At 68.2% G+C, this 14837-nt stretch carries 13 protein-coding genes; 6 read left to right on the top strand and 7 right to left on the bottom strand.

Features of this window, described 5'->3' with window-relative positions:
• The first annotated feature begins 64 nt into the window (after nucleotides 1–64).
• From AC4HOU_RS08195 to AC4HOU_RS08180, 4 genes are all read left to right on the top strand, one after another.
• Entirely contained in the window at nucleotides 65–352 is a 288-nt protein-coding gene (locus tag AC4HOU_RS08195) for an Rv0250c family protein (protein WP_194990444.1), read from the top strand.
• A 272-nt stretch (nucleotides 353–624) separates the two neighbouring features.
• Nucleotides 625–1455, top strand: a complete 831-nt coding sequence (sdhC, locus tag AC4HOU_RS08190) for a succinate dehydrogenase subunit SdhC (RefSeq protein WP_163813403.1) — start codon at nucleotides 625–627, stop codon at nucleotides 1453–1455.
• 15 nt (nucleotides 1456–1470) lie between these two features.
• Complete coding sequence (locus AC4HOU_RS08185; RefSeq protein WP_163813402.1) at nucleotides 1471–3408, top strand: fumarate reductase/succinate dehydrogenase flavoprotein subunit; 1938 nt, start codon at nucleotides 1471–1473, stop codon at nucleotides 3406–3408.
• 2 nt (nucleotides 3409–3410) lie between these two features.
• Nucleotides 3411–4157, top strand: a complete 747-nt coding sequence (locus AC4HOU_RS08180) for a succinate dehydrogenase/fumarate reductase iron-sulfur subunit (protein ID WP_163813401.1) — start codon at nucleotides 3411–3413, stop codon at nucleotides 4155–4157.
• Between the two features lie 51 nt (nucleotides 4158–4208).
• On the opposite strand, the gene AC4HOU_RS08175 is transcribed toward AC4HOU_RS08180, so the two are convergent.
• The 3 genes from AC4HOU_RS08175 to AC4HOU_RS08165 form a co-directional block, all read right to left on the bottom strand.
• Nucleotides 4209–4406: a DUF4175 domain-containing protein gene (locus AC4HOU_RS08175; RefSeq protein ID WP_163813280.1), complete on the bottom strand. Its 198-nt coding sequence runs from the start codon at nucleotides 4404–4406 to the stop codon at nucleotides 4209–4211.
• Nucleotides 4407–4474: 68 nt separating this feature from the next.
• Complete coding sequence (locus tag AC4HOU_RS08170) at nucleotides 4475–4705, bottom strand: DUF397 domain-containing protein (protein ID WP_194990391.1); 231 nt, start codon at nucleotides 4703–4705, stop codon at nucleotides 4475–4477.
• Nucleotides 4702–5604 carry a helix-turn-helix domain-containing protein gene (locus AC4HOU_RS08165; protein ID WP_280499133.1) on the bottom strand — a complete coding sequence of 301 codons (903 nt, stop codon included), beginning with the start codon at nucleotides 5602–5604 and terminating at the stop codon, nucleotides 4702–4704. The genes AC4HOU_RS08170 and AC4HOU_RS08165 overlap by 4 nt, the downstream gene beginning before the upstream one ends.
• A gap of 396 nt (nucleotides 5605–6000) precedes the next feature.
• On the opposite strand from AC4HOU_RS08165, the gene AC4HOU_RS08160 reads away from it, so the two are divergent.
• Nucleotides 6001–6204 (top strand): hypothetical protein, encoded by a 204-nt coding sequence (locus AC4HOU_RS08160; protein ID WP_036541697.1) that lies wholly within the window; start codon nucleotides 6001–6003, stop codon nucleotides 6202–6204.
• A gap of 32 nt (nucleotides 6205–6236) precedes the next feature.
• Here AC4HOU_RS08160 and AC4HOU_RS08155 read toward each other — a convergent pair whose 3' ends face one another.
• Together AC4HOU_RS08155 and AC4HOU_RS08150 are read right to left on the bottom strand one after the other, a co-directional pair.
• Nucleotides 6237–7184, bottom strand: coding sequence for a DNA-3-methyladenine glycosylase family protein (locus tag AC4HOU_RS08155; protein WP_195006873.1), 948 nt, complete (start codon nucleotides 7182–7184; stop codon nucleotides 6237–6239).
• Nucleotides 7185–7544: 360 nt separating this feature from the next.
• Nucleotides 7545–10343, bottom strand: a complete 2799-nt coding sequence (locus AC4HOU_RS08150; protein ID WP_490724324.1) for an FAD-binding and (Fe-S)-binding domain-containing protein — start codon at nucleotides 10341–10343, stop codon at nucleotides 7545–7547.
• 319 nt (nucleotides 10344–10662) lie between these two features.
• On the opposite strand from AC4HOU_RS08150, the gene AC4HOU_RS08145 reads away from it, so the two are divergent.
• Nucleotides 10663–12543 carry an ABC transporter ATP-binding protein gene (locus AC4HOU_RS08145; RefSeq protein ID WP_163813397.1) on the top strand — a complete coding sequence of 627 codons (1881 nt, stop codon included), beginning with the start codon at nucleotides 10663–10665 and terminating at the stop codon, nucleotides 12541–12543.
• 126 nt (nucleotides 12544–12669) lie between these two features.
• Here the strand turns inward: AC4HOU_RS08145 and AC4HOU_RS08140 are convergent, their stop codons facing one another.
• Nucleotides 12670–13662, bottom strand: coding sequence for an oxidoreductase (locus tag AC4HOU_RS08140; protein WP_194991592.1), 993 nt, complete (start codon nucleotides 13660–13662; stop codon nucleotides 12670–12672).
• Nucleotides 13663–13697: 35 nt separating this feature from the next.
• A complete protein-coding gene (locus AC4HOU_RS08135; RefSeq protein WP_194991591.1) occupies nucleotides 13698–14759 on the bottom strand; it encodes a DNA polymerase IV in 1062 nt (353 codons plus the stop codon).
• Between the last annotated feature and the right edge of the window lie 78 nt (nucleotides 14760–14837).

Here is a 14837-nt window from a genome sequence, read left to right as displayed (position 1 = left end):
CGCGGCCAGCGAGGTCCGCGCGGTAGCCGATCCGGATGACCGGGTATGAACTCAGGAGGAATCGATGACACGCAGCGAATTCGCGGATCTCCGCTACGCCGTCGGCCAACTCCGGCAGTCCATAGAGGCACTGCGCGCGAACTACGGCGATGCCACTACGGTGCGCCGCCTCGAAAACGATTTGGAGCGGCTCACCATCGACAGCGAAGACCTCGAGCAGTCACCGCCACCGAGAGTGACCAAGCGGTCACAGGAACCCATCTACGTGCCCGACAGCAAGTCCGACGAGGCCGCGTGGATGGGCGCACAGGACGAGGGCCTGGGCTTCCACTCCCGCCCCCGCACCACATAGCCCTGCCGTCGTCCGCCCGCCGCACGCGGGCGGACGACGTGCGTCTACCTCCCGATCCCCGTTCCCGCGGCGAGTTGCCACCGGTTCACCACACCCGGCGCCGGCGCATCGCCCGCGATCGACTGTGATACAAATCACCGCACTACGGCGGGGTCCGCGTTGGCGAGACCCTGCTCATGCGATAGCACCTGCGGCGTATGGTGCTCAGCATCACATTCGATCGCGGAGGTAATGATGACCACCCGCACCGCGGATCAGCGAGGGATCGACCGGTGAGTGCCGCACCGACCGTGACCCCCGAAACGGGAACCGGCGTCTTCAGCAGGACAAGGGCCCGCATCACGCAGCAGACATTGCGCACCGACCGATGGTGGGTGCCACCACTGTTCACGGTGCTCGGCCTGGCCGCGTTCGTCATCTACGCGACGATCCGCTCGTATGTGCGCACGGCCTACTGGGTCGCCGACTACCACTACCTGACGCCGTTCTACTCGCCGTGCCTGAGCACCTCCTGCGTCGAGGGCTCCAGCCATTTCGGCACGCCGATCGGTGACATCCCCGCGATTCTGCCGCTCGGGTTCGTGGCGCTGCCGTTCCTGCTCGGTTTCCGGCTCACCTGCTACTACTACCGCAAGGCCTACTACCGCTCGGTGTGGCTGTCGCCGCCGGCCTGCGCTGTCGCCGAACCGCACAAGAGCTACACCGGCGAGACCAGGCTGCCGCTGATCATCCAGAACGTGCACCGCTACTTCTTCTATGTCGCGGTGATCATCTCGGTGATCAACACCTACGACGCCATCGGCGCCTATCACGGCGCGAGCGGCGGCTTCGGGATGGGTCTGGGCAGCCTGATCCTCACCGGCAATGTGATCCTGCTGTGGGCTTACACCCTGTCCTGCCATTCGTGCAGGCATATCGCGGGCGGCAGGCTCAAACACTTCTCCGCCCATCCGGTGCGGTACTGGTTCTGGACCCAGGTCTCCAAGCTCAACACCCGGCACATGGCCCTGGCCTGGACCACCCTCGGCACGCTGGTGATCACCGACTTCTACGTGATGTTGGTTGCCAGCGGGACGATTTCGGATCTTCGATTCATCGACTGAGGAGTTTTCGCGGCTATGCCAGAAGTGGAACGGCACGCATACGACGTCGTCGTCATCGGTGCCGGTGGCGCCGGACTGCGCGCGGTGATCGAGGCTCGGGAACGTGGTCTTTCGGTGGCGGTGGTGTGCAAATCGCTGTTCGGCAAAGCCCATACCGTGATGGCCGAGGGCGGCTGCGCGGCGTCGATGGGCAATGCCAACGAGAAGGACAACTGGGAAACCCACTTCCGTGACACCATGCGCGGCGGCAAATTCCTCAACAACTGGCGCATGGCCGAACTGCACGCCCGTGAGGCGCCGGACCGGGTGTGGGAGCTGGAAACCTATGGCGCACTGTTCGATCGGACACCCGACGGGCGGATCAGTCAGCGCAATTTCGGCGGCCACACCTATCCCCGGCTGGCGCACGTCGGCGACCGGACCGGTCTGGAGATCATCCGGACCATGCAGCAGAAGATCGTGTCGCTGCAGCAGGAGGATTTCGCCGCGACCGGCGATTACGAGTCGCGGATCAAGGTCTTCGCCGAATGCACGGTGACCGAACTACTCAAGGACGGCGACCGGATCAGCGGCGCCTTCGGCTATTGGCGCGAATCCGGCCGGTTCATCCTCTTCGAGACACCCGCGGTGGTGCTCGCCACCGGCGGGATCGGCAAGTCCTACAAGGTCACCTCGAACTCCTGGGAGTACACCGGCGACGGCCACGCGCTCGCGCTGCGCGCCGGGGCCGCCCTGATCAATATGGAGTTCCTGCAGTTCCACCCCACCGGCATGGTCTGGCCACCGAGTGTGAAGGGCATCCTGGTCACCGAAGGTGTGCGCGGTGACGGCGGGGTGCTCAAGAACACCGACGGCAAGCGGTTCATGTTCGACTACATCCCCGCGGTGTTCAAGGGCCAGTACGCCGAGACCGAGGCCGAGGCCGATCAGTGGCTGCGCGATAACGATTCCGCGCGCCGCACACCCGATCTGCTGCCGCGCGACGAGGTGGCACGCGCCATCAACGAGGAGGTCAAGGCCGGTCGCGGCACCGAGCACGGCGGTGTCTACCTCGATATCGCCTCCCGCATGCCGGCCGAGGAGATCGTGCGCAGGTTGCCGTCGATGCATCACCAGTTCAAGGAGCTGGCCGATGTGGACATCACGAAGGAGCCCATGGAGGTCGGCCCCACCTGCCATTACGTGATGGGCGGCATCGAGGTGGATCCCGATACCGGCGCGGCGCGGGTGCCCGGTCTGTTCGCGGCTGGTGAGTGTTCCGGCGGTATGCACGGCTCGAACCGGCTCGGCGGCAATTCGCTGTCGGACCTGCTGGTCTTCGGCCGGCGGGCGGGGCTGGGTGCGGCCGCTTACGTGGAGGGATTGGGCTCCCGGCCCGCGGTCGCCGACGCCGATATCGCCGCGGCCGCGACAACCGCACTGGCCCCATTCGATCCGCCTGCCACGGGCACCGGCGAGAACCCGTACACCCTGCACACCGATCTGCAGCAGACCATGAACGATCTGGTCGGCATCATCCGCAAGGAACACGAGGTGCGCGAGGCCATCGACAAGCTGGCCGAGCTGCGCGAGCGGTTCACGGCGGTGACGGTGGAGGGCCATCGCCAGTTCAACCCGGGCTGGCATCTCGCGCTCGATCTACGGAACATGCTGCTGGTCAGCGAATGCGTCGCGCAGGCGGCGCTGCTGCGCACCGAGAGCCGCGGCGGCCACACCCGCGACGACCACCCGGCCATGGATCCGCAATGGCGCAACAAGCTCCTGGTCTGCACGCTGGACCCGGCGCGACCGGACGACATGGTGCCCGGTGTGTCGGTGACGGTCGAGGATCAGCTGCCGATGCGGCCGGAATTGCTGGCGCTGTTCGATCTGGCCGAACTCGAGAAGTACTACACCCCAGCCGAACTCGCCGGGCATCCGGCGGCCGGAGTTTCCACCGACGGAGAGGCCTGACTATGGGTTACGACGCCAGGTTCCGCATCTGGCGCGGCGATATCGACGGCGGCGAGCTGCACGACTTCACCGTGCCCGTGCACGAGGGCGAGGTGGTGCTCGACATCATCCACCGCTTACAGGCCACTCAGGCGCCCGATCTCGCGGTGCGCTGGAATTGCAAAGCGGGTAAATGCGGTTCGTGCTCGGCGGAGGTGAACGGCAGGCCGCGGCTGCTGTGCATGACCCGGATGTCGACATTCACCCAGGACGAGCTCATCACGGTGACGCCGATGCGGACCTTCCCGGTCATCAAGGATCTGGTGACCGACGTGTCGTTCAACTACGAAAAGGCCAGGGAAATACCGTCGTTCACCCCGCCGCCGGATCTGAAACCGGGGGAGTACCGGATGAAACAGGTCGATGTGGAGCGGTCGCAGGAATTCCGCAAATGCATCGAATGTTTCCTGTGCCAGAACACCTGTCACGTCGTTCGCGATCACGAGGAGAACAAGCAGGCGTTCTCCGGTCCGCGGTTCTTGATGCGCATCGCCGAATTGGAGATGCATCCGCTCGATGTGGCCGACCGCCGGGATATGGCTCAGGAGGAGCACGGCCTCGGCCTGTGCAATATCACCAAATGCTGCACCGAGGTGTGCCCGGAGCACATCAAGATCACCGACAACGCGCTCATTCCGATGAAGGAACGGGTGGTCGACCGCAAGTACGATCCGCTGGTGTGGCTGGGCAACAAGCTGTTTCGCCGCTGACCAGCGGTCTACAGCTGGGCCGTCACCGCTCGCTCGGCGGTGTCGGCACCCTCACAGCAGGGCCACCACACCCGCTGCCACCAGCCATACCAGCGCCCCGACGAGCAATGCCGACGCCAACGAGCCGGTGAGTACATAGATACCCACCGCCGACACCGCGAAAAGCAGCGCGACGATAAGCCATTCGACCCAGTCGTGCGGCCGCAATCTGCGGTACAAGGGGTGGGTGTTTTTCAGCCCACGATCCACAAGTTGTTGTCTACCCGTTATCTTCGGATGTCAAACACCAGGTAGATCGTGGGCCGGTGCGCTCGAGGCTAGGAAGTGCCGGGCCGGTCGAATTCACCGTCCTGCACGCCCGCGGTGAACGCGGCCCATTCGCCCGGGGTGAAGATCAGGGCGGGGCCGTCCGGGTTCTTTCCGTCACGCATGCCGACGTGGCCGTCGGCGAGCAGTGCCACCTCGACGGCGTCGCCGTTTTCCCCTTCGCCCGCGCGCAGCCAGGTCGCGCCGGTCAGGTCGATGTCGGCGCCCTTGTTGATACTCATGCCAGGAACTCCTTCGCCAGCTGCCGCAGCAGGTGCCTACTCGATGGACCGTCCAGCGCGGAGTGCCGGAGGTTCTCGTGCGCCCGATGGTACCGGCGCACATCCGCCGGGCGTTCCAGATACAGATCCCCGGTCAGGCCCTCGGCGTGCACCACCGGCGGTTCCAGCGGACGGCCCGATCGGTCGACGCCGAATTCCAGGATGGTGAACGCGCCGGTGCCGACACCGAGCGGTACGCCGGCGGTGAACGGCAGCACCCGCACGGTGACATTGTCCCTGGTGCCCGCGTCCGCCAGCTGCCGCAGCTGGCCCGCCATCGCCTTCGCGCCGCCGACCATCCGGCGCAGCACCGCTTCGTGCACGATCGCATCCAGGTTCGCCGGTGCGACCCTGCGGGTGATCAGCGCCTGCCGTTGCAGCCGCAGCTGCACCCGCTTGTCGAGTGCGGCCTCGTCGTCACCGGGGTGGGCCAGTCGGTACAGCGCCCGTGCGTAGTCGGCGGTCTGCAACAGCGGAGGGACGAGCTCGGGATGATAGGCCGTGACGGATTCCGCCGCCGCCTCCAAACCCACGTATACGTCGAAGGTTTCGGGAATCACGTCACCGAAGGCGTGCCACCAGCTCGGGGTGTCGGCCTGCTGGGCGAGCCCGGCCAGGCCCTCGGCGAGTTGATCGGGGACACCGTAGATCCGGCACAGCTCCCGGATGTCGATGGTGCGGATCCGGTCGGCCTGACCCTTTTCCAGCCGTTGCAGGGTGCTGGCGCCCCATTCCATCAGCCGAGCCGCCTGGGCGATGGTCAACCCCGCCTGGGTGCGCATATCGCGCAGATACCGGCCGAGTTGCCGCCGCGGCAGACTCGTGGATTTGCTTCCCGAACTCACCGAACCAGCTGGCACCGCATGCTCCGTTCTGCTCTGGGATCAGCCCCTTGGCGTCGATCCGGAGAAGCCATGCGTGCGGTCCCCCGTCACACTTCGCCTGGGCATTGGGATCTTTCATCCACTATGGGCAATCCTGCACTCCACAACGGATCTTGTGCTGGGAATTCGCGCGAAAAGTCGGCAGATCCGGAAACTGCGCCTGCAGGGGCCGCCGTGATGGTGTGCTGGAAGTGTGCCGGGCCGGAAAACTGCCTCGCACAAGGGGAATCACGCAGGACTCCGAAGTCTAGTACGAGGTATCGCACGCAGAACGGGGAGAGTCATGACCGTACACCTCACCGAGTCGTCGCCGACCGCAGGCGACCCAGCCGCTCCCGGCGCCCACCGCGCCGCGTGGACGGAGGTCGCGTAATGCAGCTGACCAACCTCAATATGCATGTCGCGTCGCTACTGGCGTGCCGCAACGATCCCGGCGTCATGACCACCGAACAGGCCCATGCGGCAATGCAGTTGCATCTCGACTGCACCGTCGACGAATGCCGGGTACGGCGGCGCGCGCGGGCGACCCTGGTGGAATCGGGCCGATGTGTCCTCGACGATCGAGCGCTGCGGTAGTGAGGGGGCAGCGCTCGATCACCGGCCGGTGATCAATGCCAGGAATGGTCGGTGATCGGAGTCCGTGGGCCGAACTTCGGTTTACGGGCCTGGCCGCTGACCGACAGCAGCCGCACCGAGCGATAACGGTGCGGCCGTAGCGGTTCCAGATATTCCACCATCGCGGCATCGTCGAGTGGGCGCCCGAGCAGGGTCCAGCCGACGATCGCCGCGAGGTGGAAATCACCCACCGACAGGGCGTCGGCATCGCCGAAGGCCCGCTGCGAGATCTCGGCGACCGTCCACTCGCCGATCCCGGGCACGCTGCGCAGCAGCTTCGCCGCCGCGGCGGGCTCCATTCCGGTGCCACGCTCGAGCGAATCGGCCACCCGCGCCGCCCGGACGATGGTCTGCGCCCGCTGCGGGCCCACGTTCGCACGGTGGTAGGTCCAGGACGGGATATGGCGCCAGCCGTCGGCGTCCGGGGCCACCCGCATGCCGTCGGGCGCCGGGCCCGGCGGTATGCAGCCGAATTGGCGCACCAGCCGTCGCCATGAGGCGTGCGCGGCGACGGTGTGCACCTTCTGCTCGAGCACGGCGGGTACCAGCGCTTGGAACACCAGCCCGGTGCGCAGCATGCGCAGGCCTGGATGGCGGCGGTGTGCCTCGGCGATCTTCGGGTGCTCGGGCGCGAAGCCGGACAGATCCTCGTCCAGGCACAGCATCCAGGGCAACCGCTCGAGGAACTCGTCGGCGCCGGACCCCCAGGCACGGGCCCGCACAGCACATGGTCCGGCCTGGACGAGCCGGTAGGTGACGGGCCCGGACGGCATTCGGGCGGTGAGCCAATGCGCGCCGTCACGGGTCAGCTGATAGCAGGGATCGCCGGGGCCGCGGCGCAGCGGTGAGATCGTGTGCGCTAGATCGATCGGCCGCTCCGAGGTGACGATGCGGTCGGAGCCGGTGCGGCTCGCTTCCGATTCGACCCTGACATCACGCACGGTTTCATTGTGCGCTCCGGCGGCCAGGCATCCGCAGTAAGGGGTGGGAGCCGCCGGGCGGCAGCGGGCTCCCCGGTCCCTATCACGATCCGATGACGGCATAGCCGCAGGTAAGGCCGGGTTTGTAACAGTTCGGGAATATCCAGCGATAATGGCGGCGAATCGGCAAACAGCTGGCAGTCGCCACTACGGAGGTTTTCGACAATGATCACCAACGCGCTCAACTGGTTGCTCAACGCCTGGGGTGGAGTCTCCGCCGGCAGCTCCGGCTACCAGATCCCGCCGGGCACCCTGCCCTTCGGCAGCTGAGCCACATCCGGCGCGGGCGCGCACGCGAGCACCACGAAACTCGCGGGCGCGTCAGCCTCGGTCGCCCAGAATGAGCTGGGCGAGATGCCTGCTCGGACGTCCGGCCAGCTGCGTGGCCTGGGTCCGGCAGGAGAAGCCGTCGGCGATCAAGATCGCATCGTCGGCCGCGCGCCGCAACGCGGGTAGCAGACCGTTTTCCGCCACCGCGACCGAAATGTCGTAATGGCCCTTCTGCATTCCGAAGTTGCCGGCCAGCCCGCAACACCCGGTGATTTCGGTCACCGTGACGCCCATTCTGGCTAATATCCGGCGATCGGCATCGAAGCCGAGAACCGCGTGCTGATGACAATGCGGTTGCACCACCACCGACTGCCCGGAAAGGTCCGGCGCGACCCAATCCGGTTCCGCATCGAGGAACTCGGCGAGGGTGCGCACCGCCGCCGCGGTACGCGCCGCGCGCGGGTCCTGCGGCAGTAGTTCCGGCAGGTCGGCGCGGAGTGCGGCGGTGCAGGAGGGTTCGAGGCCGACGACGACGCCACCGGCCCGCACATGCTCGTCCAGCGCGTCCAGCGTCGCCCGCAGCCGCTTACGGGCACCGTCCAGCTGGCCGGTACTGATCCAGGTGAGCCCGCAGCAGACCCGTTCTTCCGGGACGCGGACCCGGTAGCCCAGCGATTCCAGCAGCCGCGCCGCGGCCAGGGCGATCTCGGGATCGAAGGCCTCGGTGAAGGTATCGATCCACAGCATCACCTCGGTGGCGCCGGTCGAATCACCGCGTGAGCGTCGGCTGTCGCGCCAGATCCGGCGGAAGCCGCGCGCGGCGAGCCGCGGCACCTCACGCCGTGGATCCATGCCGCCGGCCCGGAGCCCGAGCCGGCGCAGCGCCTCGACCCGCGAGGCGGCATTCACCAGCCGCGGCGTGCGTCCGGCCGCCGCCAGCCAGCGCGGTAACCAGCCGAGCGTGTAGTGATCGACCGGCCGCGGACGACGGCGATAGCGACGATAGAGCGCCTCGGATTTGTAGGTGGCCATATCCACACCGGCCGGGCAGTCCGACCGGCACGCCTTACAGGACAGGCACAGCTCCAGCGACTGCGCCACCGCGGGTGACGACCACGGCAGCGCGCCACGCACCACCTCCTGCAATACCCGGGCACGCCCGCGCGTGCTGTCCTTCTCATCGGCGGTCGCCAGGTAGGACGGACACATGAAGCCGCCGCTCGCGCCGGTATCGGCACGGCATTTGCCGACACCGACGCAGCGGTGCACGGCCGTACTCAAGTCACCGTCGTCGTGCGGGTAGGCGAAGCCGACGCCCGCGACGTTCGGCAGCCCGGCCAGGCGCAGGTCGTGGTCGATCGGCGCCGGATCGACGAGCACGCCGGGGTTCAGCACGCCGTCCGGATCGAACAGGGCCTTGAACCCGGCGAACGCCCGCAGCACTTCGGGGGTGTACATGACCGGCAGCAGTTCCGACCGGGCGCGGCCGTCGCCGTGTTCGCCCGATAGCGAGCCGCCGTAGCGCACCACCAGCTCGGCCGCATCGCGCAGGAAGGCCCGGAAACGTTGCGGCGCATCGGCGATCGGCAGATCGAGGCGCACGTGGATGCAGCCGTCGCCGATATGGCCGTAGAGCAGCCCGTCGACGTGATGTTCGGCGGTGAGGGCACCGAAATCGCGCAGATACGCGCCGAGATGTCGCGGCGGAACGGCGGCGTCTTCCCAGCCGGGCCACGCCGGGCGGCCGTCGGGGGTGCGACCGGCCAGACCGGCTCCGTCGGCGCGGATTCGCCAGAGGGCCGCGGCGGCAACGGGATCGGTGACGATGGTGCTGTCCAGCGCGCCCGCCGACCGGCACAGCCTGGATGCGGCCGCGACGGCCTCCTGCGTGGTGTGGCCGGCGAGTTCGACGAACAGCCAGCCGTTGCCGCGCGGCAGGTCGGGCACGGTGCCGCGATGGGTGCGGACGATATCGACGAGGCGGGCATCGATCCCTTCCACCGCGAGCGGCGCATGCGCGGTGACCGCGGCGATATCGTCGGCGGCGGTGGCCATATCGGGGTATCCGAGAACCGCGAGCACCGTCGCGGATGGCAGCGGAACCAGATCGACGGTCGCTTCCACCAGCACACCGCAGGTGCCCTCGGTGCCGACGAATGCCTTGGCGATCGACGAACCCCGTTCGGGCAGAAGATGTTCCAGGCCATAACCAGAAGCCTGGCGTTCGAAGCGGCCGAGGCCGGTGCGCACCACCGCCAGCGCGCCGCGGGTGAATTCCGGGAGCCCCGGTAGCACCGACAGATCGTCGGCCAGCACCCGTTCGGTGCAGGTGCCGTCGAGAACACGCAGCTCACGCACGGTATCGGAGGTACGGCCCCAGGCCAGGGCGTGCGGGCCGCAGGCATTGTTGCCGATCATGCCGCCGAGGGTGCAGCGGTTCTGCGTCGACGGGTCGGGGCCGAACCGCAGCCCGTGCTCGGCTGCCCGCCGTTGCAGACTCGACAGGATGAGACCCGGCTGCACCCGAGCGGTGCGTCTTTCCGGATCCAGCTCCAGCACCGCACCCATATGCCGGCTGAAATCCAGCACGATGCCCGGGCCGATGGCATTGCCCGCCACCGACGTTCCCGCACCGCGCGCGGTGATCGGCACGCCTTCGGCCCGCCCGAATTCCAGCACCGCCGCGACATCGGCGTCCTGGCGCGGGAACACCACCGCCGCGGGAAGCACCCGGTAGTTCGACGCATCCGAGGAGTATTCGGCGCGCCGCCGCTCCGATACGTCGACCTCGCCGCGGACCCGGGAGCGCAGCGCCCGCGCCAACCGAGCCCGTCCGTCCTCGTCGGTCACGCCGTCCAGCGTAGGCGGCCACCACGCCTGCGCTCGGCCCGGCGCACCCAGCGGAGACCTCGCCTGCGCATGGCCCGCCGCACCCAGCAGCTAGTTCCGCTGCGCACGGCCCGCCGCACCCAGCAGCCAGCTCCGCTGCGCACGGCCCGCCGCACCAGTGGCTAGCGCCTGCGCTCAGTCCGGTGCACTCAGCGACCACGGCGCCCGCACTCGGCCCGGCACGAAATCGCGCTCCGAAACAACTTGCTCTCAACCTTTGTTGAGGTCTTAGTGTCGGTGGCCTGAGGTTGACTGGCGGGGAGTGGAAGGACGTGTCGAGGTGAGCATCGAATCGGTGGCCTGGAACCAGATGTACCGGCGGATGAACGCGCCGAAGGAGCAGCGGCCGTTCAGTATGGCCACGGCTCGGCGGATCCTGCGCTTCGCCGCGCCGCACAAACGCCGGCTCGGCGTGTTCCTGCTGTTCAGCGTGGTGTCGGCGCTGTTGGCGGTGGCGACGCCGCTGCTGGCCGGGCGGGTGGTGAACGGGATCGTCGACGGTGCGGCGCCGCGCGTGGTGGTCATCCTGGCGCTGGCCATCGGCGGACTCGCGATCGTCGACGCCGGGCTCGGATTGGCGATCCGGTGGCTGTCGGCCCGCATCGGCGAGGGACTGATCCTCGACCTGCGCACCGCCGTCTTCGACCACGTGCAGAAGATGCCCATCGCCTTCTTCACCCGCACTCGCACCGGCGCGCTGGTCAGCCGGTTGAACAATGACGTGATCGGCGCGCAGCGCGCGTTCAGCGACACGCTCTCCGGCGTGGTGGCCAATCTGGTGACGGTCCTGCTGACGCTGGTGGTGATGATCCAGCTGTCCTGGCAGATCACCCTGCTGGCGCTGCTGCTGTTGCCGGTGTTCGTGATCCCGGCGCGCCGGATGGGCGATCGGCTCGCCGATATCCAGCGCGAGGCCGCGGGCCTGAACTCGGCGATGAGCACCCAGATGACCGAACGCTTCTCGGCGCCGGGCGCGACGCTGGTCAAACTGTTCGGCCGGCCGCATCAGGAGTCGGCGGAGTTCGCGCTGCGGGCACGGCGGGTCCGCGATATCGGGGTGCGCACCGCCATGCTGCAGACCGTTTTCGTCACCTCCCTGACGTTGGTCTCCGCGCTGGCGATCGCGCTGGTCTACGGGCTCGGCGGCTGGTACGCGCTGGCCGGACGGCTGGACGCGGGCGCCGTCGTCGCCCTGTCGCTGCTGCTGACCCGGCTGTACTCGCCGTTGACGGCGCTGGCCAGTGCGCGGATGGAGATCATGTCCGCGCTGGTGAGCTTCGAGCGGGTCTTCGAAGTGCTGGATCTGAAGCCGCTGATCGAGGACGCGCCGAATGCCGTCCCGGTCCCGGAGGGTCCGGTCGCGGTGGAGTTGCGGAATGTGCGCTTCGGCTACCCGTCGGCGGACAAGGTGTCGCTGGCCTCCCTGGAAGAGGTCGCGACACTCGATACGCGCGGCGGAGTGGAAGTGCTGCACGATATCTCGCTGCGCGCCGAACCCGGGGAGATGGTGGCACTGGTCGGTTCGTCCGGAGCCGGTAAGTCCACCATCGCGCAGCTGGTGTCGCGGCTCTACGACGTCGACAGCGGCGCGGTACGGCTCAACGGCGTCGATGTGCGTGAGCTGAGCACCCGCTCGATCCAGCAGGCCGTCGGCCTGGTGACCCAGGACGGGCACCTGTTCCACGACACCATCCGCGCGAATCTGCTGCTGGCTCGTCCCGAGGCCACCGAGGCCGAGCTGTGGGACGCGCTGGAGCGAGCGCGGCTGCGTGATCTGGTCGCGTCGCTGGCCGACGGGCTCGACACGGTGGTCGGCGAGCGCGGATACCGGCTCTCGGGTGGTGAGCGTCAGCGGCTCACCATCGCCCGGCTGCTGCTCAAGCAGCCTCGCGTGGTGATTCTGGACGAGGCCACCGCCTCTCTGGACTCGACCTCCGAGGCCGCGGTGCAGGAAGCACTGGCCGAGGCGCTCGAAGGGCGCACGGCGCTGGTCATCGCGCACCGCCTCTCCACCATCCGGGCCGCCGACAAGATCGTGGTGCTGGAGGACGGACGCATCGTCGAACGCGGCACCCACCCGCAGCTGCTGGCCGCGGGCGGGCGGTACGCGGAGTTGTACCGGACGCAGTTCTCCGAGGAGCCCGCTATCGTCGCCGCCTGAACCGCCGACGGTCAAGGACTTCCGCCCGCCGCACCGGCCGCCCACACGACATCCGTGCCAGCGGCCGACGTGGGGGACTTCGGGCGACCGGGCACCGGAAAGCCGGCGCGGCTCGCCCGGCTTCGATCAGAAGCCGCCTGCGACCCCGAAGACCGTGCGGCCCGAATGCGTGCCGTCCTTGATCGAGCGCAGCACCCGCTCGGCATCGGTCACCGGGGCGACATTCTCGATCTCCGACAGGTGGCGCGGGCGCAGCTCGTTGGCCAGCCTGCGCCACAGCTCGCGCCGTTTCTCGATCGGGTGGTTCACCGAGTCGATGCCGAGCAACGCCACACTGCGCAGAATGAACGGCATCACGGTGGTGGGGACCTCGGTTCCACCGGTCAGGCCGCTGGCCGCGACGGCGCCGCCGTAGCCGATGGCGCTGAGCACATAGGCCAGCGACGCCCCGCCGACGCTGTCGACCGCACCGGCCCACCGGGCCTTGGACAACGGACGGACCTTGGCCTCCGGTTCCGGGAGGCGGCCGATCACCTCGTTCGCCCCGAGCTCGGCCAGCCGATCTGCGGCGTCGGCCTTTCCGGTCGAGGCGATCACCTCGTAACCGAGTCCGGACAGAATGTCGACGGCCACGCTGCCGACCCCGCCGGTCGCGCCGGTGACCAGGATGGCGCCGTCATCGGGGGTGAGGCCGCGGTCGAGCAGTGCCTGCACGCTCAGCGCCGCGGTGAACCCTGCCGTACCGAGGGCGGCGGCGTCGCGGGTGGACAGCCCGTCCAGCTTCACCACCCATTCGGCGGGCACCCTGGCGTACTCGGCGAAACCGCCGTGATGCGAGACGCCGATCTCGTAGCCGTGGGCCACCACCTGATCGCCGGGCGCGAAATCCTCGGATCCGGATTCCACGACTTCACCGGTGAGGTCGATACCGGGGACGATCGGATAGTTGCGCACCACGCCGCCGCCCGGGGTGATGGCAAGGCCGTCTTTGAAGTTGGCGCTCGAATAATGCACCTTGATCGTTACCGCACCCGGTCCGAGGAACTCCGCCCCGACCTGCTGCCGCGCGAGCACGACGCCGCTGTCCGATTCGTGTGCCACCATCGCCCAGAATTCCATGGGCCCGAGCATACGAGCGTGCGGCCGCGGAGAAGTCAGACCGGAACCAATTCGAGCCGGACGCCGAGCAGCCGCACCGGACGGTCGAGCTCGAAGCGGTCGATGATGCGCAGGGCGGCGTCGATGATGGCGTCGCGGTCGGTGGTGGGTTCGGGCAGTTTGGTCTGTTTGCTGCGGGTGTAGAAGGTGTTGGTGCGCACGGTCACCGACACCCGGATGGTGATCCGGCCCGCTTCGGCCATTTCATCGGCCACCTCACCGGCCAGCCGCGCGACCTGGGCGCGGATCTCGTCCCGTTCGGTGAGGTCGTGCGGGAACGTTTCGGATTTGCTGCGACCCACCGGGATTCGCGGCTCGGTGACCACGTCGGTATCGCCCGCGCCCTTACCGAGCACCCAGAGGTACGGGCCGGTGGTCGGTCCGAAGGCCGCGGCCAGCCGATGCCGATCCGAGGACATCAGGTCACCGACCGTCTCGATCCCGAGTTCGGCCAGGCGGGCGGCGATCCGGTTGCCGATACCCCACAGCGCGCTGGTCGGGCGGTGCGCCATCACCTCGGTCCAGTTGGCGGCGGTGAGCCGGAACATGCCCGCCGCCGCGCCCGCACCGGGTTCCGCGGAATCCTTGCCGGAGGATTTGGCGAAACCGGTGGCGAGTTTGGCGGTGAGCTTGTTGTCGCCGATGCCGACCGAGCAGCTCAGCTCCAATTCGGCGATGGCGGCGCGGATGTCGCGGGCCAGGCCTTCCGGATCGTCGGTGTCGGCGGCCAGGAACGCCTCGTCCCAGCCCCAGACCTCCACCGGACCGAAGGTCCGCAGCAATGTCATGACCTCCTCGGAGGCCTCTTCGTAGCTGGCCATGTCCAGCGGCAAGAACACACCGTCCGGGCATTTGCGCACCGCGGTGCGCAGCGCCATGCCTGCCCGCACCCCATAGGCCCGCGCCGGATAGGAGGCACAGGTGACGACCTTGCGCGGCTCCTGCGGATCCCCGTTCCCGCCGACGATCACCGGCTGCCCGCGCAGCTCCGGATGACGACGGAACTCCACCGCCGCCTGGAATTGGTCGAGATCGACATGCAGCAGCCACCTGGGCATACGTCCGTCTTACCGCATGGGTATGACTCTCGACTCCGTCCGCGCCGCGGCGTCCCGGCAGATCGCGGATGGCCGACC

It is taken from the genome of Nocardia sp. JCM 38205 (assembly GCF_058222935.1).
Note: the sequence above shows the minus strand (reverse complement) of the source record. Positions and strands in the feature narration are given on the sequence as shown.

Bases quoted from the DNA above. Each gene is read 5' to 3' on its own strand.
- AC4HOU_RS08195 (WP_194990444.1), top strand. From the start codon at position 65: ATGACACGCAGCGAATTCGCGGATCTCCGCTACGCCGTCGGCCAACTC.
- AC4HOU_RS08185 (WP_163813402.1), top strand. From the start codon at position 1,471: ATGCCAGAAGTGGAACGGCACGCATACGACGTCGTCGTCATCGGTGCC.
- AC4HOU_RS08180 (WP_163813401.1), top strand. From the start codon at position 3,411: ATGGGTTACGACGCCAGGTTCCGCATCTGGCGCGGCGATATCGACGGC.
- AC4HOU_RS08170 (WP_194990391.1), bottom strand. From the start codon at position 4,705: ATGAGTATCAACAAGGGCGCCGACATCGACCTGACCGGCGCGACCTGG.
- AC4HOU_RS08160 (WP_036541697.1), top strand. From the start codon at position 6,001: ATGCAGCTGACCAACCTCAATATGCATGTCGCGTCGCTACTGGCGTGC.
- AC4HOU_RS08140 (WP_194991592.1), bottom strand. From the start codon at position 13,662: ATGGAATTCTGGGCGATGGTGGCACACGAATCGGACAGCGGCGTCGTG.
- AC4HOU_RS08135 (WP_194991591.1), bottom strand. From the start codon at position 14,759: ATGCCCAGGTGGCTGCTGCATGTCGATCTCGACCAATTCCAGGCGGCG.